Raw genomic sequence first — 24601 nt, forward strand, 5'->3', positions numbered from 1 at the left:
GATAGGTAAGGCATACATTTTTCAAAGAAACCATCTTTTCTAGTCACACAAAAAAGATAGATGGTATCCCATCTATCTTTATGTATATTTTAATTTTTAATTGTAACAATGGCAGCTGCACTATAATAAACCGCTCGTGGTAATTCTGCCTGTTCACTTATAGAAGCTGTAACAAGTGAACCACCACTTGCCGAGAAATACTTAACAGCTTCTAAAGGAATACCATCTTCTTTTACATCAATATGCGTTCCATCTCGCCAATCTATTTTCTGCATTGTTGCTGAAAGGTCCCCAGTCACTTTACCAAATTCTTTACCATCCACTCCTAAAAAAATCCATTCCCACTTTGTTAAACTTAGTACTTGTTTCAATTCTCCAATTTTCTTTCCCTCTACATCGGAAAAAATATAGAAGTTACGTACTCCCATCTTCTTTTGAACACGCAATAATCTTTCTCCCGAATTATTATATAAATAAAATTGTTGCTTATGTAGTCCATTAACAAGAAAAGAGAGTACAGCTTGCCATACACTTTGAATCACAAAATCATACTCTTCTTTTAAAAATCCTACTGCACTGCCATCTAATCCAAAGTATGTAATTACTTGAAATACTCCTACTTCTTTGCGAACAACAAATTTTTGTTGCTCCAATAATTCAGAAGCCTCTATATTATAATTTTCCTGTTTGAGCATTTTTGATCTTCGTTTTTCTATAAAGCTATATATTAATAATCCAAATGCCGGTAGTACAACACCTATTAATTTCAGATTTTCTTTCTTCGAAGTGAATAGCATCCCTTTTTTATATTCCATCACTAATCCAATTGCGAGAATAATCCATACAATGACAGATACCCCAAAAATGCGTTTTGCATTACGTGCGTGATGCTTATGTATACTCATATCCCTCCCCCTTTTCCATTTACCCCGCTATTTGCCGGGCAGTAAGACCCCCATCTCAAAATTCGGCGAAAGCAAAGAAGTTAGGTGGGGGTCTTACTGCCCGAAAAAGCCCGATTGGTGAGGGCTAATAATCAGTTTGGGATGAAGCCCCCCCACTGATTAAAGTTTCACTTTATTTCATTATCCCATTGCACATACACTTCCTCAATAAAAAAGACTATCCAATAGGATAGTCTCTTACACTTCAATATTTCGCAACATCGTATAAATGTCGTTATTCACTTTACCAAACGATTTAATATTATTTTGAATGTTAGATAATAAAACGACATACACACTTCCGTTTTTACTAAATCCATTTAAACAATTCCATCCTGGCATTACACCGTGATTCGAATAACTTCCCGGGTCTACATACCAACCAAATCCGTAATCCTTTTTCACAGCCGTAAACATTTGATCATAACTCTCTTTTGAAATCAGCTTTCCAGAGAAGAGTGCTTCATTAAATAAATATAAATCATGTGCACTTGTATATATATCACCACAACCATATAGTTGTGACATACTTGGAATATTAGGTGTTGTCATATTGTTATTTACTATTTTATAACCTGTTGATGGGAACCTTGTTTGCTCTAACGCTTTACCGAAACCAGAATGTTTCATACCCGCAGTAGCAAAAATATGTTGTTTAATATAGTCTTCTAACGGTTGTCCACTTACCTTCTCAGCGATATAGGCGAGTATCGAATAGTTCGAATCGGAATATTTCCATTTCTCTCCTGGGCTCCCAACACGCTTTTGCTTTCCTATTCGTTTTATCAGTTCTTCATGAGAAATATCCTCTGTTCCTTGCTCATACTCTGGAATTCCTGATGTATGTGTTAGTAAATGCTTTAACTGAATCCCATTACCTTGAGGGAAATCTGGAATATACTTTGCAACCGTATCCTCTACATTTAATTTATTTTGATCCTTTAATTGCATAATAGCAGTCGCTACAAATGCCTTTGAAATAGAACCAATATAAAAAGTTGTCTCTGAATTATTCGGTACTTGTTTCTCTTTGTTCGCCATACCGTATCCTTTATTCAAAAGAACTTTTCCGTTCTTCACAATAACAGCTGTCCCGCTAAATCCTGCGTTTTGTAAATATTGATCTAATTGAACGTTTTCATTAATTTCTTGAGGTGGTCCCTCAGCAGGCTTTTCCACAGCTTGTGCTTGCTTCACTTGTTCTTCCTGCTCTTTTTGTTTTTGTACTTCTCGTTTCTTTTTTTCTTCGTCTTTCTTTTTCAGCTCTTCTTGTTTCTTCATTTCTGCCGCTGCTTTTAAAGTTTCTTCTTTCTTATTATACGCAACAATTTTTGTATACATGAAATATACAAGTGAAAATAGTAAGACGAGAATGATTGTTCTTTTTATGTATACAATCGGCCGACGTGCTTTCCCATTCGCATTATTTTTTTCCTGATCCATGATTGCTTTTTTCCCCTTACTCACCAATAATTTACTTCCTCTACTAAAGATTTGTTTTAGCAGATTATGGATACTCTATTCTATATCATCCCTACTTTATCACGCACTGCACATATTACCAACCTATATGTATAAAAAAGAAAAAGAAAATTTACAAAAGTAAGATTCCCGTTAAATCGTTAACATAAAAAAGAGGATATCCTCTAAAAAAATTGATGTTATCAATCTTTTGGGATATCCTCTTATCTCATTATTTATACGTGTTTTTTCATATCATCGGCAACAGATTCAACATTTGTACCTACGATAACTTGTACACTCGTGTTACTTAATTTCATAACACCTTTTGCACCAGCACGTTTTAATGCTGCTTCGTTTACTTGACCAGCATCTTTCACTTGTAAGCGTAGACGTGTTGCACAGTTATCAATAACTGTTAAGTTTTCTTTTCCACCTAAAGCTGCTACGTAAGTTTCACCAATTGAACCTGCAACTGGAGCTTCTTCACCTTCAGCTAGTTCCTCTTCGTCTTCACGACCAGGAGTTTTTAGGTCGAACTTCTTAATTAAGAAGTAGAATACTACAAAGTAAATTGCTGCGTAAATTAAACCGATTCCTGCAAGTAACAATGGTTTTGTTGCAATACCGAAGTTTAAGAAGTAATCGATTGCTCCGGCACTAAATGAGAAACCATCGTGAATGCCGAGTGTTGTTGTAATGAATAGAGACAGACCTGTTAATACAGCATGAATTCCATATAATACTGGTGATAAGAACATGAATGAGAATTCAATTGGTTCTGTAATACCAGTTAAGAATGAAGTTAATGCTAGACCACCTAACATACCTGTAACCATTTTACGTTTTTCTGGTTTAGCAGCTGCAATCATTGCGAAACATGCTGCTGGTAAACCGAACATCATGATTGGGAAGAAACCAGTCATAAACATACCTGCTGATGGATCTTTTGCAAAGAAGCGTGCAATATCACCATGAACGATATCGCCAGCTGCATTTGTAAAGTCACCAAGTACGAACCAGAAGTATGTGTTCATTACGTGGTGTAAACCGATTGGAATTAATAAACGGTTTAATAATCCGAATAAACCAGCACCAATTGAACCTAAGTTCACGATGCCATGTGCTACTGAATCAATACCACTTTGAATCGTTGGCCAAATTTGACCGAATACTAATCCTAAAAGAAGCATTACGATTGAAGTAATGATTGGTACGAAACGTTTTCCTGCAAAGAATCCTAACCATTCTGGTAGTTTAATCTTATGGAATTTGTTGTATAGTAATCCCGCAACAACCCCTGCAATAATACCACCGAGTATGGCCATATTAATTTTCGGCGTTAACGCCGCTGCTTTTGAAACCTTTGTCATTGTATCTGCTAATTTAGTTGGATCTACTGAACCTACTAAATCTTGAACACTTTTTAATTTATCATTTAACTCTGCTGCTGAATATGTCTTACTTAGAGCATTCGTTGTATTTTGTAAAACAAGATATCCAATTGCTCCGGCAAGTCCAGCTGCTCCACTACCATCAATAGACAAACCGATTGCAACACCAATTGCAAAAATAAGTGCTAAATTATCAAAAATTGCTGCACCGGCCTGTGCCATAACAGGAATGTTAAATACGTCTTCTTGTCCTAAACGAAGCAATAATCCTGCTGCTGGTAGTACGGCGATTGGAAGCATTAATGCTTTACCAATACGTTGTAGAAACTGCAACATTTTAATTCCCCCTATCAAATTTATGAAATCGTTATCATTATAAGTACGCCTTAGAAAACGCTTTCTATTTACATAACCATAATAACATATAGTTGTATAGATGTGTAGTTTTTATTTTCGAATTTTTTATGGATAAATCTCCTATTTCCAAACTGTTATATAAAAGGAAAATTCTCCTTTTTTAATATAGAATACTCGAAACGAAATACCTACTATAGAACATGTAACTTTCGTTTTATCATTCCACCTTTTCATGTTATTATTTATTTCCGAGCATATCGGGAAAAGTAAACGTAGTTAATTCGAAATAGGAGCGTTGGTACTATGCAGTGCATTGAAACAAACAACTTACAACAGTTGTTAGAACAAGTAAAACCATATACGAAAAAAGGAAAGCTTGCTACTTATATCCCCGAACTAGGAAATGCAAATCCAGACGATTTAGGGATTGCCATTTTCCATAAAGAAACAGAATATATCCATGCTGGCAACTCACAAACACTATTTACTCTTCAAAGTATTTCAAAAGTAATTACACTTGCACTTGCCCTTTTAGATCGTGGTGAAGAATATGTATTTTCTAAAGTTGGAATGGAACCAACTGGTGATCCATTCAACTCTATTATTAAGTTAGAAACAACAAGTCCATCCAAACCACTTAATCCAATGATTAATGCGGGAGCACTAGCTATTACAAGCATGTTAACAGGAAAAGATAATGAAAAAAAAATGGAGCGCATCCTTCATTTTGTACGTGAAATAACAGATAATCCTACCATTAATTATTCTTCTAAAGTTGCCAATTCAGAATTAGAGACAGCTTACTTAAACCGTTCACTTTGTTACTACATGAAACAAAACGGAATTATCGATTGTGACATCGAAGAACTTATGGATTTATACACTCGACAATGTGCAGTTGAAGTAAACTGTATCGATTTAGCACGTATCGGCTTAATTTTTGCGATGGATGGATATGATCCATATAAGAAAAAACAAATTATCCCTAAACATATTACAAAAATCTGTAAAACATTTATGGTTACATGTGGTATGTATAACGAGTCTGGTGAATTTGCGATCCGCGTTGGTATCCCCGCAAAAAGCGGCGTAGCTGGTGGCATTTTCGGCTGCGTAAAAGGAGAAATGGGAATTGGCATTTTCGGACCGGCTTTAGATGCAAATGGAAATAGTATCGCTGGTTTTAAAATTCTTGAACTTCTTTCTGCTCAAGAAGGTTGGAGCATTTTTTAATTCAGAGTTATCCTGCTATACTAGCAGGATTTTTTTATTTCATAAAACCCTCAACTTTATCGGCTATCCATCCCCTTATAAAAACCGTACTGAAAGTTTCTCTATATCATGCATATTTGCTCCCCCCTCCTGAATAATATAGTACAACCTAGCGCTATATGTGGAGGTGTGAAAGATGAAACTAATATTTCAAATGGAAAAACAGCCTGTTCTTGAAAAAACAATTCTTCTTTTTATATTGAGTATTGTAGAAAGCTTGAAGTTAAAAGTTGTTTCACTCGATGAAGCTCACCGATACATATTCAATTTAGAAGTGCTTGAACTACTAATGGATCGGAACATCGATGATCAAGTACTTGAACTCATCCATTTCGGAATGGGACTTGAAGACATTCATCATGTGCTTCCTGAAGAACTTGAACATACTATCGAAGAATTAAAGTGGCTTTGCATTCAAGTTCTAAGTGAATACAGTATGCATGAAGAATCGGAACAATTAATTGAAGATATACGTTAAAAAAGCACCTATGTAGGTGCTTTTAATGTTTTTTCAAACTATTTTTATACGTCTCAATATTTACTGGTAGTTCTTCCTCTTCTAAAGTATGTTCATTTACATCTTTATGAATGAACGCACCTTTAGGCGGTTGATGGTCATGCCCTTTTTTCTTATGATCAAATGCTTTTCCGCGTCCCATACGGATCCCCCTTTCTTTAAAAGAAATCCGTATTAGTATGGGGAAAAGTACGTCGACATATGCAATCCTTTGCCGTATTTCCAAGGAAATACTCGAACATTGTTTTCTGTTCTCCTTACAACAACTGATCGATCCCAATAAGAATTAATAACACTCCTGCGATAACAGTAGCCCATTTCCCTAAGTATTCTGCTAAAAATCGTTTTCCTACATAAGCAAAACCACTAATACAAATAAAACTAAACACCCCAGAAATAGTTGCTGTAAGCCACAGATTCAAGTTTGTTACCCCAGCGTCAAATCCACCTGCAATATTATTAATAGACAACGCAACCCCTAAAACAATTGCTTCTGAAAAACTAATTGTTTTAGAACCATCAAAATCTGCTTTTTCTGGATCACGTAAAATGCCCATAAGTACATTACCATCTTTAGAACCTACAGTATTTCTTTGCCCCAAGAAAGGCTGGCACAAAATAAACACACCGATTATACCTAAAACGATTGCTCCAATTAGGTTTGCAGTAAACTCTGAAATAAATAACGCTATCCAGTTCCCAAAAAAGCCAGCTAATAAAGTAAATAAAAAACCAAAAAATGCGATGATAAAATTGTTAAGCCACGAAATTCGAATTTTACGAATGCCATATGCAATCCCAACACCTGCATTATCTAAATTAGAAGCAATACCGATTAAAAAAATTGAAAATAGACCTGCCGTACTCATAAACAGCCACCCCTTTTTCTCACTTTTCAATGCATATTATGAAAATGTTGAGCAACTGTGCCTGTCTGTTTCATATACATGTAAGAAATGCTCAACATTTTTTCAACAATAAAAAAGGAGTGCCTTCACTATGCCTAAAGAAAACCCAAATGAGCGGCTTAGTACATTAATAAAAAAACTTTTAAAAGAACGTGCCTTATCCATGCGTCAATTAGGAATGCATACAAATATTGATCCCGCAACAATCTCAAGAATTATGAATGGTAAACAACCACCAAAACAAAAACATCTACAAAAATTTGCAGAATGTTTGCAAGTTCCACCCCAATTGTTATTTGATGAAATGTATCCTGATTCTCCTCACATTAATAAAGAAAAGACGGATATGTACACATCTCTTGATACAATTCAGCAAACGCTGCAATCCTCTAACTTATTCGATTTTGACTATACAACAACTCGCGTAAAACAAGAACTTGAAAACTATGAACGCTATGCTCAGACAACAGAAGGTGAAAAACGTATTCATGAAAGTTTCGCGAGTAAATTAGAACAAATTGATAGCGCTGGTCCTTTTATTGAACAATTAACCGATATGTATCAACAATTTTGCAATGAAACTATCTCAAAAGAAGAGCGTGCAGTTCTTGGAGGCGCATTACTGTATTTCATTTTATCGACAGATATTATTCCCGACTATCTCTTTCCAATTGGCTATTTAGATGATGCAATTGCTGTTGAATTAGCGAAAGAAAAATTGATCGAACTAAAACGAAAAACATAGAAAAATAAAGAACTATTTCAGTTGTTTCTGTTCAACTCTGAAATAGTTCACTAAAAAATCGTACAAGTATACATACCTGTACGATTTCAACACACTAATCTATTTTTTCGTGTGACACCATTCATATATAAATGCTGTTATTACTTTTGTAAATTCAATTAACTGTTCTACTTCAACTTTCTCATTTATTGAATGAGCTTCTTCTAATGTACCTGGTCCATAAATAACAGCTGGAATATGAAATTCACTAAACCAACCACCATCCGTTACCGTTGCAGACATATCTAAAATTGCATTTTTAGATAGAATTGATTCGTGTACTGAGCTAAGAGTTTTTACTGCTTCATGTTCACTATCTACTTCTAAAGAAGGGAAAATTTCGCCACGATCCACAATCATTGATTCTCCGCCCCACTTAAATTGTGGTGGATTTTCACTTAACCATGGATCGGCAGCCGCTACTTTCTCAATATACTCTTCAATTTCTTTTATTATTTGTTCATGTGTTTCATTCGGATAGAAGTGCACCGTTATCCATAACCGGCACTCATCCGCAATAAATGCTGCATGCCGTCCGCCTTCAATAACAGCTGGGTTAATTGTTGTTGTTCCAGATGGATAACCTTCATATGTTTTCATAACTGCCCAATGACGCTCTAATTCTTGTAAACTTTGCACAATTTTCATCATTTTTTCAATCGCACTCGCTCCGAATAAGCGTCCTCCAGCATGAATCATTTGCCTGCGTGTTGCATCATGAAACGTCTGGGGGCTTTTCACAGTAATCCATCCAGTAATTACGCCGCCCTGTCCTTGCATATGTAAATCACTTGTATCCACTACGACTGCAAAATCAGCATCATAACCTCTTTTGCAGCATTGAAGTGTACCTGCTTCTCCAACTTCTTCCCCAATTACTGATTGAAAGATTAAATCTCCAGGTAATTCAATTCCAGCTTCTTGTAACAGTTGAATAGCAAATAGTGCTCCAGCCAGTCCTCCTTTCATATCCGCCGCACCACGTCCAACTAACCAACCATCTTTTATAAATGGCTCAAACGGATTGGTTTCCCACGCTTCATCTACCGATACTTCTGCTACATCCACATGTCCATTAATAATAAGACTTTTATGTGTGTCACTTTCTAGCCCTTTTCTCACCCCAACAACGTTCGGGTCATTCGGATATACATCCCATTTATCAACACTAAAATTTCGTTTTTTTAGAAAATCTGCAACAAATTCTTGCGCCTCATTTGTGTTTCTCGCCGGAGGTGCTGGTGTTTCAAAACGAATTAAAGTCTTTGTAAGCTCTAGTAACTCATCTTTTCGTAAATCAATCTGTTCTAATAGCTGTGAAACTTCTTGATTCATCGCTAGTTCCCCTTTGCATACATAGTATGTTTCCAGCTTTATTTTCACAAAAAAAGAGACTGTTTACAATTTTACAGTCTCTTTTTTTAGCATAAGTTTCTAATAGATTTACAAACTTTCTGCCTCTATTGTATTCGTTTTTTCAATATGTTCTACCTTACGTGCCTTATTTCTTGTCGCACGGTAAAACAGTAAACAAACAATCATAAATGGAATACCACAATATAATGCCATTCTTTGTTCTGGAATAAAAGCCATACCAACAATTACTGTTACATTTAATACTAGCGCAAGCAGTGGTACGAATGGATACAGCGGTGTTTTAAATTTCAAGTCCTTCACATCCCCGCCCTGCTTAATGTATGACCTTCTAGCCAACAAGTTAGATAGAGCAATAGATGCCCAAACTAATATCGCCCCGAACCCGGCAATAGAAAGTAGCCATAAATAAACTGTATCTTCCGCATAAATACCTGATAGTAATGAAAGGCAACCTACAATTGTACTTACAATCAATGCATAAATAGGAACACCATTTTTAGATAACTTACCGAAAATTGGACTAATCATTCCTTGATTAGACATAGACCATAGCATACGAGAAGTTGCATATAATCCTGAATTCGCAACGGATAGAACCGCTGTAATAATAACGAAATTTATAATATCGGCTGCATAAGGAATACCAATTTTATCAAATACAACTACGAATGGACTTTCTATCACTCCCGCTTGCTGCCAAGGGAATAAGCCTGCAAGAATGAAAATAGATAATACAAAGAACACAAGTATACGCCAAACTGTATTATTAATTGCCTTCGGAATCGTTTTCTCTGGATTTTCACTCTCTCCAGCTGCAATACCAACTAGTTCCGTTCCTTGGAAGGAAAAATTAACTGCAATCATCGTAATTAAAATGGCTGATAATCCATTTGGAAACAACCCACCATAATCAGTAAAGCTAGAGAACATCGGTGCTAGTTCATTTCCTTTCATATCTAGAAAACCAAACATTGCTGCCCCGCCTAAAATAATAAATGCAATGATTGTAATGACTTTAATACTTGCAAACCAAAATTCAACTTCTGCAAAACTTCTTGAAGATAACGCATTGATAGCAAAGAGAAGCACCGCAAACGCTACACACCAAATCCATGACGGTACATCAGGAAACCATCGTTTCATTAAAATACTAACTGCAATCAGTTCAATACCTATCGTAGCAGACCAGTTTAGCCATGACATCCAGCCGACTACATAACCCGCTGCAGGGGAAATGTGCTTTGTAGCATACGTTTGATAAGATCCTGCGTCAGGCATCGCAACAGCTAACTCTCCAAGACAGAGCATCGTTAAATACATAACAAATCCTCCAACAAGATACGCTACAATCGCTCCTCCAGGCCCAGCTTCATGAATTGTATACCCAGATCCTAAAAAAAGACCGGTACCAATAACTCCTCCAAGTGCAATCATAAAGATGTGCCTGCTTTTCAATTCCCTTTTTAACCCTTGGTTTTGATCCATCATATAAATCCCCCCTTTTCACTTTGGAAACCCATTTCATGTAAGCGTTTTTAAAAATGTTCATAATAAGAATAATTATTGAAAAGAGCAAAATACATAGTATCAATCACTACCTGTTATTAAAAGATCATCCCTCACTGTTATTAATAACTTTTTATCAGCGATAGCTTGTCCTTCTACTACTTCTAATGATTCGATATATCCACTGATTCCTACTTTAATTTCTACTTTCTGTTTATCTATTGTTTCAATTAACGCTAATTTCTCCCACTCATATACGTAAGAACTTTCCGTAACAAATAACTTCTCTACTTTCCCGTAACAAGGACTATACACGCCTTCTATAACCATCTTCACTTTATAAACTCCTCCTTCTTATTAATCGGTACTGAAACGTTGCATATCCCTCCTTTAGAGATTTCAACTATTATTTATGCAAAATGCGTACCAAGTCTCTGATTCATATATTAAATGAGAGTTTCATACAAAAAAGTGTGCACAACCGCAAAATTTTTCTATCATTTGAGAAGTTTTAAAAGGAAAATAGCAAAAAAATTTTGCGATTTTATAAGAATTTTAATAAAATTATAAAAAGTCAGTCTTCATAGGGTGAAATGAGGAGAAGATAATCTATGCGTACAGAAGAAATTAATTTTAAACAGGTCATTGAAATGAATATGCTATATGAAACTTTGCTCAATGAGCTCGATATCGGGATTCATATTATTAATGAGGAAAGTAAAACGATTATCTACAACCGTAAAATGATGGAAATTGAATCAATGGAACGCTCAGATGTGCTATATAAAAGTCCTTTAGAAGTATTCGCATTTGAAGAAAATAAAAATAGTACTCTTATAGAGGCATTAAAATTGGGAAAAACAAACAAAGATATAAAGCAAACGTATTTTAACAATAAAGGGCAAGAAATTACAACGATTAACAATACTTTCCCTATAATAGAAAACGGAAAAATTAAAGGCGCTATTGAAATTTCAACAGAGATTAGCCATTTCAAACAAACGATGAAAACGAACCTTTCTCGAAAACAAAATAATAAATTTACCTTTGATCACATAATCGGTGATTCTAATGCTCTTCAATCTGTCATTACAGAAGCAAAGAGAGTAATTCGTACATCCTCATCCATACTTCTCGTAGGAGAAACAGGGACCGGTAAAGAACTATTTGCACAAAGTATCCATAATGAAAGTCAACGTTCAACAAAACCATTTATTTCACAAAACTGTGCAGCTATACCTGATACACTCATGGAAAGTTTATTATTTGGTACGAACCGAGGTGCATTTACAGGAGCTATCGATAAAGCTGGTTTATTTGAAGAAGCAAATGGAGGAACTTTGTTATTAGATGAGATCAACTCATTAAGTCCAGCACTTCAAGCGAAGTTACTACGAGCTATACAAGAAAAAACAATACGAAGAATCGGAGGCACACAAGAAAAAGAAATTGATGTTCGTATTATAGCAACTATTAATGAAGATCCTCTTGAAGCTATTACACACAATCGGTTACGGGAAGACTTATATTACCGATTAAGCGTCGTTACTTTATGTCTCCCGCCTTTACGTGAACGAAAAGAAGATATTCCTGATCTTGTGCAGCACTTTATTGAAAAGTACAACATTCAATTTGGACTTGGCGTAACGGATCTAGATGTACATGTAAGAGAATTTTTGTATGCATATGATTGGCCTGGAAACGTACGAGAATTGGAACATATCATTGAAGGTTCGATGAATTTAGTTGAAGATGAAAATATCATTACAGCGTTTCATCTTCCCACTCGCTTTCGTGAACAAATAAAAAAAGAATTCAATATGCAACCTTCCCTAACTAATAACGAGGATGATGCACCTAAAACGTTAAAGCACACAATAGAGACAATGGAGAAGAACTACATCAATCAAATTCTGACAGAGTATCACGGTAATATCTCACAGGCTGCAAAGTTTTTAGGATTAAGTAGGCAAAACTTACAATATCGAATTAAAAAATTGCATTTACACATATGAAATGAAGTGAAGCTTTAATCTGTGGAGGTTTTGTCCCCCCCACCAATTGGACTTTTATTGCCTGTTAATGCAGCATAAATCTGCTTCCAAGTGTAAATATAAATTGGAAAAATACGCTACAATAAACATATAACATACTAGAAAGGAACGATATATATGAGTAATGATAACAAATTAAAGTTATTACAATACTTAGCCTTCTTCCCTACCATTGTATGTATGATGTTACTAGTTGATATGAATGCTTATCCTTATGCAAAACTATTAGCAACAATTAGCGGCTCCTTTGCAGCTATTATACTTGCTGCTTTTTGGAATTTGAAGATACGTATGAAGAAAGAAAAATCTTCTTAATACCAAAACAATAAAAAAATCGAGCTTACACAGCTCGATTTTTTTATTGTTTATTAAAATTCAACATTCTCCAAATACAAACCACTCGCCTCAGCAAGACAATTAATTTGATTACGTTGTTTTTCCTCTAAAATATTTGGGATTGCGTCCGCATCTAATTGCCCTAATCCAACTTCAATTAATGCTCCAACAATTTTTCGTACCATGTTATGAAGGAACCCGTTACCACTTACTCTAATTTGTACAAATCCTGCTTCTTCCATCACTTCAAGTGTATATACTTCTCGAACCATAGACTTTTTCTTTGATTTCGCATTTGAAAAAGCAGTAAAGTCATGTGAACCAACTAAATGTTTCGCAGCTTCTTTCATGCTTTTCACATTTAATTTTTTATTCACATGCATGCTGTATTTACGCATAAATGGATTTGTATGCTCTTCATTCCAAATTTTATAAAGATATGTTTTTGCTTTAGAATTATAACGAGCATGGAATCGATCTTGTACTTCTTCTACATTCGTAATGCTAATATCGTTGGGTAAATGTTGATTTAAATATTTTTTCACTTTATGTTCCACTAACTTCTCATCACTTTGAAAGTTAGCAACTTGATTCAAAGCATGTACACCCGCATCTGTTCTACTACAACCGATAATTTCAATTTCTTTTCCGATCATTTCAGATATGACACTCTCGATTTTTCCTTGAATTGTATTATCGTTATTACCGAGACGTTGCCATCCTTTAAAACGTGCACCATCGTACTGAATTGTTAATTTATAATTATTCATTTTACTCTCCTTCATAGAAAATATTCCCTCATATCGTGAGGGAATATGAATAAACTTTACTTTCTAACAAGCTTCACTACATTTTCTACATGGGCTGTATGTGGGAACATATCAACTGGTTGTACATATTCCACTTCATAACTCTTCATTAATGCTTGCACATCACGTGCTAATGAAGAAGGATTACAAGATACGTAAACAACTTGTTTTGGTTTCACCTTTAAAATTGTTTCCAGTAATTTATCATCGCAACCTGTACGAGGTGGATCGACAACAATTACATCTGGACGCCATCCTTCTTTTACCCATTTCGGTAACCATTGTTCAGCTTTACCTGCTTCATATTTCGTATTTGTAAATCCGTGACGCTTCGCATTTTTTCTTGCATCTTCAATCGCTTCTGGAATTACATCCATACCACGTACTTCCGCTGCATCATTTGCAAGCCAAAGACCGATTGTACCAACACCACAATACGCATCTACAATTTTCTCATCGCCTGTTAAAGCAGCTGCTTTTTTCGCTTCATCGTATAAAACAACTGTTTGTTCTGGATTTAACTGGAAGAATGCACGTGCTGATAATTCAAATGATAAATCACCTAGTGTTTCTTGAATTACTTCTTTTCCAGCTAATTTAAATGTTTTATCACCGAAAATAACAGATGTTTTACGCCAGTTTACGTTTTGCATAATTGATTTAACAGCTGGCATCTGTTTTTGTACTTCTGCGATAAATTGATCTTTATTTGGTAATTCTTCTTTTGTTGTAATAAGTGTAACTTGTACTTCCCCTGTTTGAACTGCAGTACGTGTCACAATTGTGCGTACTAAACCTTTTTGTTTTTTCTCATTGTAAATAGAAACATTTAATTTTTCTAATATACGTCTTACAACTTTTGTCGCTTCATTCGTTGCTTTATGTTGAATCATACAGTGAGCAATATCAATTAACTGATGTGAATTTTGCTTATACAGCCCTGTAATAACCTTTTCGTCTTTACGTCCCACTTGTAATTGACTCTTATTACGATAATGCCATGGGTTTTCCATACCAAGCGTTGGACGAATTTTTTCTTCCAGACTGTTGTTCATATACTTCTCGAATGCTTGTACGACGATATCACGCTTTTGATTTAATTGTTCTTTATAATCTAAATGTTGCAGCTGACAACCGCCACACTCTTCATATACCGGACATGGTGCTTTCACACGATGTGGTGAAGCTTTACGAACTTTTTTCACTTTCGCTTCAGCGAAGCCACGCTGAATTTTCGTTGTTTCAGCAACAACTTCTTCTCCTGGTAATGCCCCTGGAATGAAAACAACTTGTCTCTTAAAATAACCAACGCCTTCTCCGTTAATCCCAAGACGTTTAATTGTCACAGGAAACGTTTGACCAACTTCCAACTTACTCTCATGTTGCTTTTGTATCATTATTACACCTCTACTCTATACTTTTCCATAAATATAACGCTGCATAACTGCAGTATGGTTCACACTCTTGTTTCACTTTTTCTAAAAATGCATCATCAGGTTTATCATCTAATTGAAATACACCTTGCACTGCACGCTGAATCCCAATGTCCGCTTTCGGAAACATATTTTTCCGTCCAAGCCCGAACATTAAAAAATTTTGCACTGTCCATGTACCAATCCCCCTAATTGGTAACAATTGTGCGGAAACCTCTTCATCCGCCCTGGTTTCTATACTCGCTAAATTTAATGTACCGCTGACAATACTTCGACCTAACCCTACTATATATTCAGCCTTTCGCTGACTAAACTTCTGCTCCCTCAATTCTTCTATTGAAATATTTGCTACTATTTCTGGAGTGGGGAAAAAGAATACACCGTTCTTCTCTGTTCCATATCGTTTCACAAACTGTTCTGTTAACACAGTAGCAAATTTCAAATTTATTTGTTGATGAATGATACAGCGAAGAAGACAAGCAAAATAATCAAACTCTAAAATAATTGGAGTATAAGCATATGTTTCAAATAGTGGACGTAATGATGTGTTTAAAAAATGATTTTGTATATCTTGAAACGGTTCATTCCAATGAAAAATGGCCCTCATTCGTTTCATGACTTTCTCTTGATCTCCTGCCTGACTAGAGATCCAAAACTGTGGATTTTGAACAGTACCAATCCCTTGCAAGCGAACAACAATCTGTTCCTCGTCTATACAAAGCGGGACATAAATGACTTTCTCATCTAATTGAATGACGTTAAGAGGATCAAAAGATAAACGTTTTAATACCTCTTCAAAATGATACGGATACTCTAACGTAACATGTTCGCTCCACATACGTTTCCCCATCCTTTTTACACATCATTATAGCATGAGAAAACCGTAAGCATACATGCTTACGGTTGATTGCTTTTTACTAAGTCATCTAGACTTTTAAAATGATACCCTTTCTCGCGCAAATCATCAATGATTTTCGCAAGTGCTTCTGCATTATCTTTTGATATTGCATGAAGTAATAAAACAGATCCTGGATGAATCATCGTCATTACATTATTATGTGCATATTGCCATCCTCTTTGCTCGTCCACTTTCCAATCCAAAAATGCAAGTGACCAAAATACATTATAATAGCCCATTTCTTTCGTAAGAGCCAACGTTCTTTCACTAAATACGCCGCGCGGCGGACGTACATATTTTACTTTTTTTTGCCCAGTTACTTTTTTAATCTCTTCCGTTACACTCGTTAATTCTTCACGAAGTTTCGCATCATTTACCGTTGTAAAATCAGGATGACTCCACGAATGATTTCCAATAATATGTCCTTCATTCTTCATTCTTAATAACAAATCTTTTTGTGTTTTAATATAATGACCCGTTACAAAGAAAGTTGCCGGTACTTTTTTCTCTTTTAATACATCTAAAATTTTCCCTGTGTATCCATTCTCGTAACCATTATCGAATGTTAAATAAATATCTTTTTTCTTTGTATCCCCTAAATAAAACCCACCATTTTTTTGTAGTAAATCTGTGTATAACTTTCCTGCATCTGGTACTGTTTCATTTTTAGGACGCGGGATTCCCCAGTTATGTGGAGTATTTGTATAAGCTAATGCTGAAACTGGAACAAGTGCCATCATAATTGAAAAAATGAGACCGATATATAACCATTTATATTTCATAAATAGTCTCCTTTCCATATATAATCGTACTTGTAGTTTCTGTTGCCGTGCATTCTTTCATGCTGAACATGTTTTTCTATATATACCAAAAAAATGCATCTCGAATCATTCGAGATGCATTTTTGTTTACTTAAATACTGGCTCTTTAAAGCTAGCTAATTTTTCAAGTGATGTTTTATCAACATCTGCATGTAAGCTATTACCATGAGAATCCATCGTTACAACTGCTTTAAATCCTTCGATACGTAAATGCCACATTGCCTCTGGAATACCAAATTGTAAGAAATCAACATCTTTTACTTCTTTAATACATTCAGCATAATATTGCGCTGCACCGCCAATTGCATTTAAATATACACCACCGTGCTCTTCTAAAGCCGCTAATGTTTTCGCACCCATACCACCTTTTCCAATGACAGCGCGAATACCGAATTTCTTCATAATATCGCCTTGGTACGGTTCTTCACGAATACTTGTCGTTGGACCTGCCGCTTTAATTTGCCAGTTTTCATTTTCATCTTTCACGACAACTGGACCACAGTGATAAATAACTTGTCCTTTTAAATCTACTGGACAATCGTTATCCATTAAATGCTTATGGATTGCGTCACGACCTGTATACATCATGCCATTAATTGTTACAACATCACCAACGCGAAGTTCACGAATTTGCTCTTCTGTAATTGGTGCTTGTAATACAATCTCACGTTGCTCTGTTTTTTCTTGCGCTTCTTGCTGAAGTGTATCCTCACCTTCTTGATATAGCCAATCCATAATTTCACCTGTTTCAGGATGGATTGTTACGCCAAGGCGGCGATATGCCCAGCAATTATACGCAACAGATACGTAGAAACTAGCTGGCAGACGATTATACACGCCAATTTTACAACCAAGTAAAGTTGTTTCTCCGCCAAATCCCATCGTACCAATGCCAAGCTTATTCGCATTTTCTAATACGTACTCTTCAAGTTTTTGTAACTCTGGTACTGGATTGACATCATCTAATGTACGGAATAATTGATTTTTTGCTAATTCGTAACCTGATGTGCGGTCTCCCCCGATACCAACACCAATTACACCTGCACTACAGCCTTGACCTTGCGCTTGATATACAGCGTGAAGAAGACATTTACGAATTCCTTCTAAATCACGGCCAGCGCGTCCAAGTCCTTCTAATTCACACGGTAAGCTATACTGAATATTTTTATTCTCACAGCCACCACCCTTTAGAATTAAGCGTGCATCAATATAATCTTTTTCCCATTGTTCAAACTTAATAACCGGTGTACCTGGTCCTAAATTATTTCCACTATTGTCTCCAAAAAGAGAATCAACAGAATTGGGACGAAGTTTACCATCTTTTGTCGCCCGCTCAAGCGCATTATAGATAGCTTCCTTCAACTTTAATTGATTCACACCAACTGGTGTATAAATTTTAAACGTTGGCATCCCTGTATCTTGGCAAATTGGCGAGATGTTATCATCAGCCATTTTAATATTATTCGTAATTGTGCCAAGTGCCATCGCAGAACGAGTCCCTGCATTTTCTCGTTCTTTCGCTTGTTGAATCGCACGACGAACATCTTTCGGTAAGTTCGTTGACGTTTCAACAATTAGTTGATACATGCTTTCTTGAAGCTTTTCCATTGTTACTTCCCCCTCAATTGTGAACGCTACCAAAACGTTATGAGCTGAAAATTCCATTGTTATGCTCTTCAGCTTTTTATTTGTTTCACGCTATTAAAGCATAAATGAAATTTTTCACAACTTGATTATACCTTTTTTTCTACCTTCCTTCTATTATCCATACAGAAAAAGGCTGCCAATTTTGCATTGGCAGCCTTTTTAATATATTATTCGTCTTTTTTAAATTGCTCACATTTTAATTCTAATTCATCTAACATCGCAAGAAGACGATCCACATCTTCTAACTCTACTTCTTCAGGTTCAATTGTATCAATTACTTCAATGAACATATTTAAACGTTCTTTTAAATATACTAGTTGTGAATCTTTATCCTCAATTGCTTTTCCCATGAAGGCACTCTCCTTTTAATTCGAGTTGCTTTTATTATACCGCAAAAATGATTGCTATGGGCATGAAATTTCATCAATTTTGTCACAGTCATTCATTCAAATGTAAGCCCTCTCTCTTTTTTCACAAAAAAGTTTCACTTTATAAAAAGTACATATTCTTCTATTATAGAGAATGGACAAATTGTTATTTCAATAGTCAAAGGAGTATTTCATATGACGATATCACAAAAAATGAAGCCGATTACTCCTTCTTACGATCCATGGGAAGCGTATATGGACCTTGAAGAGTACGGCAAACTACTATTAACAAACGTTGAGTTTACAACGACAACGTTATGCAATATGCGTTGCGAGCATTGTGCTGTTGGTTACACATTACAGCCGAAAGATCCAAATCCGCTTCCTATGGAACTTTTATTAAAACGATTAGATGAGATTCCTCATTTACGTTCTTTAAGTATTACTGGCGGAGAACCAATGCTTTCAAAGAAATCCGTCGACAACTATGTAACACCACTCTTAAAATACGCTCATGAACGAGGCGTTCGCACTCAAATCAACTCAAACTTAACCATAGATTTAGCACGTTACGAACAAATTATTCCTTATTTAGACGTATTGCATATATCTCATAACTGGGGAACAATTGATGACTTCGTTGAAGGTGGATTTGCAATGATGGAACGTAAACCTACTTATGAACAACGTGCAAAATTATTTGAACGAATGATTACAAATAGTAAAGCTCTATCAGATGCAGGTGTACTCGTATCAGCCGAAACGATGTTAAACAAAAGGACTCTACCGCATATTGAACATATTCATCGTCAAATTGTCGAAGAGATGGGCTGTAAACGTCATGAAGTTCATCCAATGTATCCAAGTGACTTCGCGAGTAATCTAGAGATCTTAACAAAAGCTGAAATTCGAGATGCAATTGAGCATTTACTAGAAATTCGCGATGAAAATGTATGGATGTTATTTGGAACTTTACCTTTCTACGCTTGTAGCGATGACGAGCGAGACATCGCCACATTTAAGAAATTACAAGAAAGCAAAAATGTAACAGTTCGTAACGATCCAGATGGTCGTTCTCGTTTAAACGTCAACATTTTCGATGGAAATATTATTGTAACTGATTTCGGTGACGTTCCTCTTCTAGGTAACGTACAAACAAACACACTACAAGAAGCGTATGACAAATGGAGTGCTTCAAAAACAGCACAATCATTAAGCTGTCACTGTCCTGCAGTAAAATGCCTTGGACCAAATGTTCTTGTAAAAAATAGCTACTATCCTACAGAAGACTTCTTATCAAAAACAGCAAACATAACATTTTAAAGTTCAACTTTAATCAGTGGGGGTTTTGTTCATTCCCCACTGATTATTAGTTGAACCAATTGCCCACAAATAGCGGGATAAATAAAAACGTCAGCTTATAAGCTGACGTTTTTTCATATTATTGCGAGTGAGAAGAAGAAATGAATTTAAAATACAAATGATCGTGAATTGGAATAGCAGCTCCGATTCCTTGTGAGGTAATATTTTTTACTACAAGCCTCTTTTGATTTCCTTTTAACACAAGGTACACTTCTCCAAATGTTACTTTTCCTTTTTCATTTACTGCTGGTGTATAAGCATATAAATATCCAAGTTGACTCGGACTAATATTATATACACGCTCATGTCCAGTACCATAACCAATGGTCGTTTTAAATGAAAGTGGCAATTGTACTTTTTCAAGTGCTTTGAGAAGCATCATTTTTTTCACATCCGCAGTATTTTTCATATCTGCTGTTAAATCACCTTCAACCGTCTTTTGCGTTTCTTGCTTATAGCGTAGCGGATATAAGCGATCTCCTCCGCGATTATCGTACACATTGCGATTTACTTGTTTATATTCCCAATTAATCGATGTATCAACCGATTCATAATTTAAAGCCCATTGACCTAAATAAATCTTCGCTCGGTACCCTACCGCAAGCGGTGCATTCGAAATTGTCGTTTCATTAAACATTCGAATTAAGTCCGGATTTTCAATTTTAATATTTGCTGTTTTCAATAGTTCTTGAGCAAACTTACTCGGTTGTAAGCGCGGCAAATCTTGCGCATCATTTGGAAACGTATTGTCTTTAGAAATATTTAAAACAGATGAAGGCATTTTTGTTTCTACCGTTGTCTTTGCAAAACTCATGTTAGGAAATAATAGAATAAACGAGACCATAGTTGAAAGACATATGCTGTATACTCGTTTCACCTGTCTGGCTCCTTCCTATGTAAAGGTATATATACTACTTTGTTTATTGTTTTCTCTCAATACAATTGTTATGCCTATTTTTCATAATAAATAAAAACCAATTCCCATAATGACATACGCCGCTAATAAAGTACCGCCTTCAAACCAATTTGTATCTCCATCATTTGAAATCGCAATCGTTAAGAAAACAGCTGTAATCATAGAAACAAGTTCTGGTATTGTAAATACTAAAGGCATCCTTTGTGCAAAGAACATAGAAAGCAGTACTAATACAGGAGCAACAAACATGGCAATTTGCAACGTAGAACCGACTGCAATTTCAACTGCAATATTTACTTTATTTTTATACGCCATAATAATTGCAGATGCATGTTCCGCTGCATTCCCAACAATTGCAACGATAATAACCCCTATAAATAACTCTGACCAACCAAATGACTTTGCAACTGTCTCAAATGTATGCACAAGCGCCTCTGACACATAAGCTACCGCAATTGTCGCTATTGCTAAAATGAGTAGCGCTTTACCTTTCGACCACTCTGGTTCTTCCTCATGAGCTACTTCATCCGTTTTATGTTGATATACACCACGATGCGTAACGAGCTTAAAGAGCAGTGCAGCAAGGTACATGATAATCATAATGATAGAAACACCGATACTTAATTGATACGTCTTTCCAGCATCCATCTTCATTGAAAAAATCTCTGGAATAACAAAAGCTACTACTACCGCAAAGATTAATAAAGCTGAATTATGCCTTGCATCATATACATTAAAACTTTGTCTTTTGTATTTAAGCCCTCCTATAAAGAAGGATAGCCCTCCTACTAATAATAAATTCCCAAGTACAGAACCCGTTAAAGAGGCTAATACAACCTCAATTAATCCCGCCTGAAGTGCAAAAATCGAAATAATTAGTTCAACAGCATTACCAAAAGTAGCATTTAATAATCCGCCTATTCTAGGTCCAGAGACAATTGCCAAACTTTCTGTCGCTCTCCCCATAAAACCCGCTAAGGCGATAATAGTAATGCAATACACAGCGAACATAATTGTTTGAGGCCAATGAAGCATTTTTCCAAGTATAGAAAGTGGTACCCCGATCAGCGCTACTATAAGAAATATTTTATTAAACATGCTTTTCATCCTTCCATCGTATGTATTTCTCCTCGATATTATTATTATTCTTCTCCTAACTTGTCCGATTTCATCACAATTACGTTTAAAAAATCGGATTGAAGAAAACAGTATAAAAGATATTTAAATTATCTTGTTTAAACGGAGAAAACAATAAATTATGAACAGGGGTTAAAAGCATGCATTTAAAAGAAAAAATTGAAACTATTATTTGCGGTCAACGAACTGGTGTATTATCTACTGTACGTGAAAATAAACCTCATAGTACCTTTATGATGTTTTTCCACGAAGATTTTGTGTTATATGTTGCAACAGATCGGAAATCAAAAAAGATAACAGATATCGAAAACAATCCAAATGTACATGTACTACTTGGACGTGAAGGAAAAAAATTAGATGAAGATTATATTGAAGTTGAAGGCTTAGCCTCCATCGAGGAAGACTCCACATTAAAAAACAAGTTTTGGAATAATAGCTTAAAACGCTGGTTACTTGGTCCTGAAGACCCTAATTACGTATTAATAAAAATCAATCCCGACACAATTTATTACATCGATGGTGCTGGTACGACAGAGCCCGAGTTTTTACGACTATAAAATAAAGTGAAACTTTAATCAGTGGGGGTTTTCTTCATCCCCCACTGATTATTAGCCTTCACCAATCGGACTTTTATGGGCAGTTGATCCCCCACCTAAATTCTTTGCTTTCGCTGAATTTTGAGGTGGGGGTCTTACTGCCCATTAAAGCGGGATAAAACAAGCCCCCTTTAGGTGGGCTTGTTTTGTCGAAAAGTTCTTCTGAAAAAAACAATAAAATAGGTGGAACTTTCTAAAGATTCTGTTATATAATAGCAGTAACTTAAATAAACTGTATTAAAACAGATTGAGAGGAGAAATAAAATTGATGAAAAGAGAAGAACGCAAAAACATGATTGAGTTTATTGAAAAGAAAAAAGGGATTGAGCGTGATGAATTATTGTTTATGACAGACGATGAAGTAGAACATATTTATAATGTAACGTACTTTTTGTATGAAGAAATTGCAGAGTAGTATAATAATCCCCACCTTATTAGAAATATAAGGTGGGGATTATTTCGTTATTTGCGGAGCGGTAAAATCCCACTGATTAAAGTTTCGCTTTATACGTGAGAATGGTTTTCATGTATAATAATGTAAGATTGGAGGAATTTTACTATGAGTTCATGGCTCTTATTCGCACTATTATCAGCAATCGCTGCTGCCCTTGTATCTATTTTCGGAAAGATTGGTTTAGATGGAATCGATGCCAATGTTGCAACAACGGTTCGTTCTATTATTATGGCATTATTTATGGTGGGTGTTATTATTATCCAAGGTAAATTTCAAAATATCGGCGACGTACTACTAAATAAAAAAGCACTGCTCTTTATCACATTAAGTGGGGTTGCAGGTGCTTCGTCATGGCTATTTTATTTTCTTGCCCTCAAAACAGGGAAAGTCTCACAAGTGGCTCCTATCGATAAATTAAGCGTCGTATTTTCTATCATCCTCGCGATGATTATACTCGGTGAAAAGTTAAACTTTATGACTGGCGTTGGTGTAGTCTTTATTACAGCTGGTGTATTATTTATTGCTTTCAGCTAAAAAAACCGCTATTAGCGGTTTTTCTTTTTCTTTATATAAAACCATACAATACATGTAACAAATACTGAAATGAATAAAATCCATACTCCGTAATGATGTAGGCTATACTCAACGAAACGCCACTTCTCTCCTAACTTCCAGCCAAGTCCAATAAAAACACTTATCCAAATAAGCGCACCACCGTAAGCGTACAAACAAAAACGCCAAAGTGTTAAATTCGACATCCCAGCAAAATATGCTGTTAAATGACGTACTCCCGGGATAAAGTAACCAATCATTAAAAGAAATGGTCCATATTTTTCAAATAAAATATGTGTTTTTTCAATGTGATGTTCTTTAATTCTAATCTTCGGCCCATATTTTTTTAAAACAGGGAGCCCAAGTTTTAAACCTAATATGTAGCTTAATGTAATACCTAACATCGCACCAGCCATCCCGCTTAAAAAAGCAGCAGTTCCTGACATAACTCCTTTAGAAACGTTATAACCAACGAAGGTCAATAAAAACTCGTCTGGTATCGGTAATCCAACAATTCCACCGGCCAACGCTATAATAATTCCAAAATACCCATAATGCGCGATTAACTCGCCAATATGTTGTTCCATTCGGAAAACACATCCTATGCACGATCGTTATTCCACATTGTGCCCTTTCTATCTTTCAGACAAACATGGTATACATATTCACTATACATTGTTTTTATAATGAACTCTACT

The 24601-nt window shown here is 35.6% G+C and carries 27 protein-coding genes; 9 read left to right on the plus strand and 18 right to left on the minus strand.

The genetic code is table 11. The features are described 5' to 3' along the window. Nucleotides 1-89: 89 nt before the first annotated feature. From ACLBWW_RS26520 to ACLBWW_RS26535, 4 genes are all read right to left on the minus strand, one after another. A complete protein-coding gene (locus ACLBWW_RS26520) occupies nt 90-905 on the minus strand; it encodes a hypothetical protein (protein WP_048542111.1) in 816 nt (271 codons plus the stop codon). Between the two features lie 237 nt (nt 906-1142). Continuing rightward, nucleotides 1143-2387, minus strand: a complete 1245-nt coding sequence (locus ACLBWW_RS26525) for a serine hydrolase domain-containing protein (RefSeq protein ID WP_048542163.1) — start codon at nt 2385-2387, stop codon at nt 1143-1145. A 254-nt stretch (nt 2388-2641) separates the two neighbouring features. Beyond that, the gene (gene nagE / locus ACLBWW_RS26530; protein ID WP_000938876.1) at nt 2642-4135 is read right to left on the minus strand and encodes an N-acetylglucosamine-specific PTS transporter subunit IIBC; all 1494 of its coding nucleotides are present in this window, start codon (nt 4133-4135) and stop codon (nt 2642-2644) included. A gap of 141 nt (nt 4136-4276) precedes the next feature. After that, nucleotides 4277-4390 carry a transcriptional regulator gene (locus tag ACLBWW_RS26535; RefSeq protein ID WP_074651593.1) on the minus strand — a complete coding sequence of 38 codons (114 nt, stop codon included), beginning with the start codon at nt 4388-4390 and terminating at the stop codon, nt 4277-4279. 69 nt (nt 4391-4459) lie between these two features. Between ACLBWW_RS26535 and glsA the strand changes: the two genes are divergently transcribed. Together glsA and ACLBWW_RS26545 are read left to right on the plus strand one after the other, a co-directional pair. Beyond that, nucleotides 4460-5389 carry a glutaminase A gene (gene glsA, locus ACLBWW_RS26540; protein WP_001149862.1) on the plus strand — a complete coding sequence of 310 codons (930 nt, stop codon included), beginning with the start codon at nt 4460-4462 and terminating at the stop codon, nt 5387-5389. A gap of 175 nt (nt 5390-5564) precedes the next feature. Beyond that, nucleotides 5565-5906 carry a DUF3969 family protein gene (locus ACLBWW_RS26545; protein ID WP_000766602.1) on the plus strand — a complete coding sequence of 114 codons (342 nt, stop codon included), beginning with the start codon at nt 5565-5567 and terminating at the stop codon, nt 5904-5906. A 22-nt stretch (nt 5907-5928) separates the two neighbouring features. Here ACLBWW_RS26545 and ACLBWW_RS26550 read toward each other — a convergent pair whose 3' ends face one another. Both ACLBWW_RS26550 and ACLBWW_RS26555 read right to left on the minus strand, forming a co-directional pair. Next, nucleotides 5929-6087, minus strand: a complete 159-nt coding sequence (locus ACLBWW_RS26550) for a hypothetical protein (protein ID WP_000532411.1) — start codon at nt 6085-6087, stop codon at nt 5929-5931. Nucleotides 6088-6202: 115 nt separating this feature from the next. After that, complete coding sequence (locus tag ACLBWW_RS26555; protein ID WP_000100745.1) at nt 6203-6814, minus strand: manganese efflux pump; 612 nt, start codon at nt 6812-6814, stop codon at nt 6203-6205. 130 nt (nt 6815-6944) lie between these two features. On the opposite strand from ACLBWW_RS26555, the gene ACLBWW_RS26560 reads away from it, so the two are divergent. Next, on the plus strand, nt 6945-7598 hold the full coding sequence (locus ACLBWW_RS26560) for a DUF1232 domain-containing protein (RefSeq protein ID WP_001123723.1): 654 nt from the start codon (nt 6945-6947) through the stop codon (nt 7596-7598). Nucleotides 7599-7697: 99 nt separating this feature from the next. Here ACLBWW_RS26560 and ACLBWW_RS26565 read toward each other — a convergent pair whose 3' ends face one another. The 3 genes from ACLBWW_RS26565 to ACLBWW_RS26575 form a co-directional block, all read right to left on the minus strand. Continuing rightward, nucleotides 7698-9020 carry an acetylornithine deacetylase gene (locus tag ACLBWW_RS26565; protein WP_116442947.1) on the minus strand — a complete coding sequence of 441 codons (1323 nt, stop codon included), beginning with the start codon at nt 9018-9020 and terminating at the stop codon, nt 7698-7700. 60 nt (nt 9021-9080) lie between these two features. After that, entirely contained in the window at nt 9081-10502 is a 1422-nt protein-coding gene (locus ACLBWW_RS26570) for an amino acid permease (RefSeq protein ID WP_447614326.1), read from the minus strand. Between the two features lie 99 nt (nt 10503-10601). Then, entirely contained in the window at nt 10602-10856 is a 255-nt protein-coding gene (locus tag ACLBWW_RS26575) for a biotin/lipoyl-containing protein (protein WP_000784766.1), read from the minus strand. Between the two features lie 275 nt (nt 10857-11131). Between ACLBWW_RS26575 and ACLBWW_RS26580 the strand changes: the two genes are divergently transcribed. Both ACLBWW_RS26580 and ACLBWW_RS26585 read left to right on the plus strand, forming a co-directional pair. After that, complete coding sequence (locus ACLBWW_RS26580) at nt 11132-12535, plus strand: sigma-54 interaction domain-containing protein (RefSeq protein WP_048542118.1); 1404 nt, start codon at nt 11132-11134, stop codon at nt 12533-12535. Nucleotides 12536-12691: 156 nt separating this feature from the next. Beyond that, entirely contained in the window at nt 12692-12889 is a 198-nt protein-coding gene (locus ACLBWW_RS26585) for a hypothetical protein (RefSeq protein ID WP_048542120.1), read from the plus strand. A gap of 53 nt (nt 12890-12942) precedes the next feature. On the opposite strand, the gene truA is transcribed toward ACLBWW_RS26585, so the two are convergent. From truA to ACLBWW_RS26615, 6 genes are all read right to left on the minus strand, one after another. Further along, the gene (gene truA, locus ACLBWW_RS26590) at nt 12943-13680 is read right to left on the minus strand and encodes a tRNA pseudouridine(38-40) synthase TruA (RefSeq protein ID WP_048542121.1); all 738 of its coding nucleotides are present in this window, start codon (nt 13678-13680) and stop codon (nt 12943-12945) included. A gap of 56 nt (nt 13681-13736) precedes the next feature. After that, nucleotides 13737-15116, minus strand: coding sequence for a 23S rRNA (uracil(1939)-C(5))-methyltransferase RlmD (gene rlmD / locus ACLBWW_RS26595; RefSeq protein ID WP_000615214.1), 1380 nt, complete (start codon nt 15114-15116; stop codon nt 13737-13739). Nucleotides 15117-15126: 10 nt separating this feature from the next. Next, on the minus strand, nt 15127-15990 hold the full coding sequence (locus ACLBWW_RS26600) for a DNA-3-methyladenine glycosylase family protein (protein ID WP_000269433.1): 864 nt from the start codon (nt 15988-15990) through the stop codon (nt 15127-15129). 59 nt (nt 15991-16049) lie between these two features. Continuing rightward, nucleotides 16050-16832, minus strand: coding sequence for a delta-lactam-biosynthetic de-N-acetylase (gene pdaA, locus ACLBWW_RS26605; protein ID WP_447614327.1), 783 nt, complete (start codon nt 16830-16832; stop codon nt 16050-16052). Nucleotides 16833-16958: 126 nt separating this feature from the next. Next, nucleotides 16959-18479, minus strand: a complete 1521-nt coding sequence (fumA, locus tag ACLBWW_RS26610; protein ID WP_088110128.1) for a class I fumarate hydratase — start codon at nt 18477-18479, stop codon at nt 16959-16961. A gap of 206 nt (nt 18480-18685) precedes the next feature. Then, complete coding sequence (locus ACLBWW_RS26615) at nt 18686-18868, minus strand: SE1561 family protein (RefSeq protein ID WP_000513547.1); 183 nt, start codon at nt 18866-18868, stop codon at nt 18686-18688. Between the two features lie 213 nt (nt 18869-19081). Here ACLBWW_RS26615 and yfkAB point away from each other — a divergent pair, with 213 nt between their 5' ends. Beyond that, nucleotides 19082-20209, plus strand: a complete 1128-nt coding sequence (gene yfkAB, locus ACLBWW_RS26620) for a radical SAM/CxCxxxxC motif protein YfkAB (RefSeq protein ID WP_000156029.1) — start codon at nt 19082-19084, stop codon at nt 20207-20209. 118 nt (nt 20210-20327) lie between these two features. Here yfkAB and ACLBWW_RS26625 read toward each other — a convergent pair whose 3' ends face one another. Beyond that, entirely contained in the window at nt 20328-21125 is a 798-nt protein-coding gene (locus ACLBWW_RS26625) for a YfkD famly protein (RefSeq protein ID WP_033662157.1), read from the minus strand. A gap of 81 nt (nt 21126-21206) precedes the next feature. Then, on the minus strand, nt 21207-22262 hold the full coding sequence (gene cax / locus ACLBWW_RS26630; RefSeq protein WP_048542131.1) for a calcium/proton exchanger: 1056 nt from the start codon (nt 22260-22262) through the stop codon (nt 21207-21209). Nucleotides 22263-22441: 179 nt separating this feature from the next. Here cax and ACLBWW_RS26635 point away from each other — a divergent pair, with 179 nt between their 5' ends. The 3 genes from ACLBWW_RS26635 to ACLBWW_RS26645 all read left to right on the plus strand — a co-directional run bounded on the left by ACLBWW_RS26635 (nt 22442) and on the right by ACLBWW_RS26645 (nt 23885). Further along, nucleotides 22442-22858, plus strand: a complete 417-nt coding sequence (locus ACLBWW_RS26635) for a pyridoxamine 5'-phosphate oxidase family protein (protein WP_000550224.1) — start codon at nt 22442-22444, stop codon at nt 22856-22858. Between the two features lie 307 nt (nt 22859-23165). Further along, complete coding sequence (locus ACLBWW_RS26640; protein ID WP_000817786.1) at nt 23166-23312, plus strand: BH0509 family protein; 147 nt, start codon at nt 23166-23168, stop codon at nt 23310-23312. 144 nt (nt 23313-23456) lie between these two features. Continuing rightward, nucleotides 23457-23885: an EamA family transporter gene (locus ACLBWW_RS26645; protein ID WP_000100305.1), complete on the plus strand. Its 429-nt coding sequence runs from the start codon at nt 23457-23459 to the stop codon at nt 23883-23885. A gap of 11 nt (nt 23886-23896) precedes the next feature. Here ACLBWW_RS26645 and ACLBWW_RS26650 read toward each other — a convergent pair whose 3' ends face one another. Beyond that, nucleotides 23897-24490 (minus strand): DedA family protein, encoded by a 594-nt coding sequence (locus ACLBWW_RS26650; RefSeq protein WP_048542134.1) that lies wholly within the window; start codon nt 24488-24490, stop codon nt 23897-23899. Between the last annotated feature and the right edge of the window lie 111 nt (nt 24491-24601).

Source organism: Bacillus sp. M5A3_1b (assembly GCF_053345335.1).

Excerpts from the sequence above, each read along its gene's own strand:
- ACLBWW_RS26520 (WP_048542111.1), bottom strand. The coding sequence starts at position 905 with ATGAGTATACATAAGCATCACGCACGTAATGCAAAACGCATTTTTGGG.
- ACLBWW_RS26525 (WP_048542163.1), bottom strand. The coding sequence starts at position 2,387 with ATGGATCAGGAAAAAAATAATGCGAATGGGAAAGCACGTCGGCCGATT.
- nagE (WP_000938876.1), bottom strand. The coding sequence starts at position 4,135 with ATGTTGCAGTTTCTACAACGTATTGGTAAAGCATTAATGCTTCCAATC.
- ACLBWW_RS26535 (WP_074651593.1), bottom strand. The coding sequence starts at position 4,390 with ATGAAAAGGTGGAATGATAAAACGAAAGTTACATGTTCTATAGTAGGT.
- glsA (WP_001149862.1), top strand. The coding sequence starts at position 4,460 with ATGCAGTGCATTGAAACAAACAACTTACAACAGTTGTTAGAACAAGTA.
- ACLBWW_RS26545 (WP_000766602.1), top strand. The coding sequence starts at position 5,565 with ATGAAACTAATATTTCAAATGGAAAAACAGCCTGTTCTTGAAAAAACA.
- ACLBWW_RS26550 (WP_000532411.1), bottom strand. The coding sequence starts at position 6,087 with ATGGGACGCGGAAAAGCATTTGATCATAAGAAAAAAGGGCATGACCAT.
- ACLBWW_RS26555 (WP_000100745.1), bottom strand. The coding sequence starts at position 6,814 with ATGAGTACGGCAGGTCTATTTTCAATTTTTTTAATCGGTATTGCTTCT.
- ACLBWW_RS26560 (WP_001123723.1), top strand. The coding sequence starts at position 6,945 with ATGCCTAAAGAAAACCCAAATGAGCGGCTTAGTACATTAATAAAAAAA.
- ACLBWW_RS26570 (WP_447614326.1), bottom strand. The coding sequence starts at position 10,502 with ATGATGGATCAAAACCAAGGGTTAAAAAGGGAATTGAAAAGCAGGCAC.
- ACLBWW_RS26580 (WP_048542118.1), top strand. The coding sequence starts at position 11,132 with ATGCGTACAGAAGAAATTAATTTTAAACAGGTCATTGAAATGAATATG.
- ACLBWW_RS26585 (WP_048542120.1), top strand. The coding sequence starts at position 12,692 with ATGAGTAATGATAACAAATTAAAGTTATTACAATACTTAGCCTTCTTC.
- truA (WP_048542121.1), bottom strand. The coding sequence starts at position 13,680 with ATGAATAATTATAAATTAACAATTCAGTACGATGGTGCACGTTTTAAA.
- rlmD (WP_000615214.1), bottom strand. The coding sequence starts at position 15,116 with ATGATACAAAAGCAACATGAGAGTAAGTTGGAAGTTGGTCAAACGTTT.
- ACLBWW_RS26600 (WP_000269433.1), bottom strand. The coding sequence starts at position 15,990 with ATGTGGAGCGAACATGTTACGTTAGAGTATCCGTATCATTTTGAAGAG.
- pdaA (WP_447614327.1), bottom strand. The coding sequence starts at position 16,832 with ATGAAATATAAATGGTTATATATCGGTCTCATTTTTTCAATTATGATG.
- fumA (WP_088110128.1), bottom strand. The coding sequence starts at position 18,479 with ATGGAAAAGCTTCAAGAAAGCATGTATCAACTAATTGTTGAAACGTCA.
- ACLBWW_RS26615 (WP_000513547.1), bottom strand. The coding sequence starts at position 18,868 with ATGGGAAAAGCAATTGAGGATAAAGATTCACAACTAGTATATTTAAAA.
- yfkAB (WP_000156029.1), top strand. The coding sequence starts at position 19,082 with ATGACGATATCACAAAAAATGAAGCCGATTACTCCTTCTTACGATCCA.
- cax (WP_048542131.1), bottom strand. The coding sequence starts at position 22,262 with ATGTTTAATAAAATATTTCTTATAGTAGCGCTGATCGGGGTACCACTT.
- ACLBWW_RS26635 (WP_000550224.1), top strand. The coding sequence starts at position 22,442 with ATGCATTTAAAAGAAAAAATTGAAACTATTATTTGCGGTCAACGAACT.
- ACLBWW_RS26640 (WP_000817786.1), top strand. The coding sequence starts at position 23,166 with ATGAAAAGAGAAGAACGCAAAAACATGATTGAGTTTATTGAAAAGAAA.
- ACLBWW_RS26645 (WP_000100305.1), top strand. The coding sequence starts at position 23,457 with ATGAGTTCATGGCTCTTATTCGCACTATTATCAGCAATCGCTGCTGCC.
- ACLBWW_RS26650 (WP_048542134.1), bottom strand. The coding sequence starts at position 24,490 with ATGGAACAACATATTGGCGAGTTAATCGCGCATTATGGGTATTTTGGA.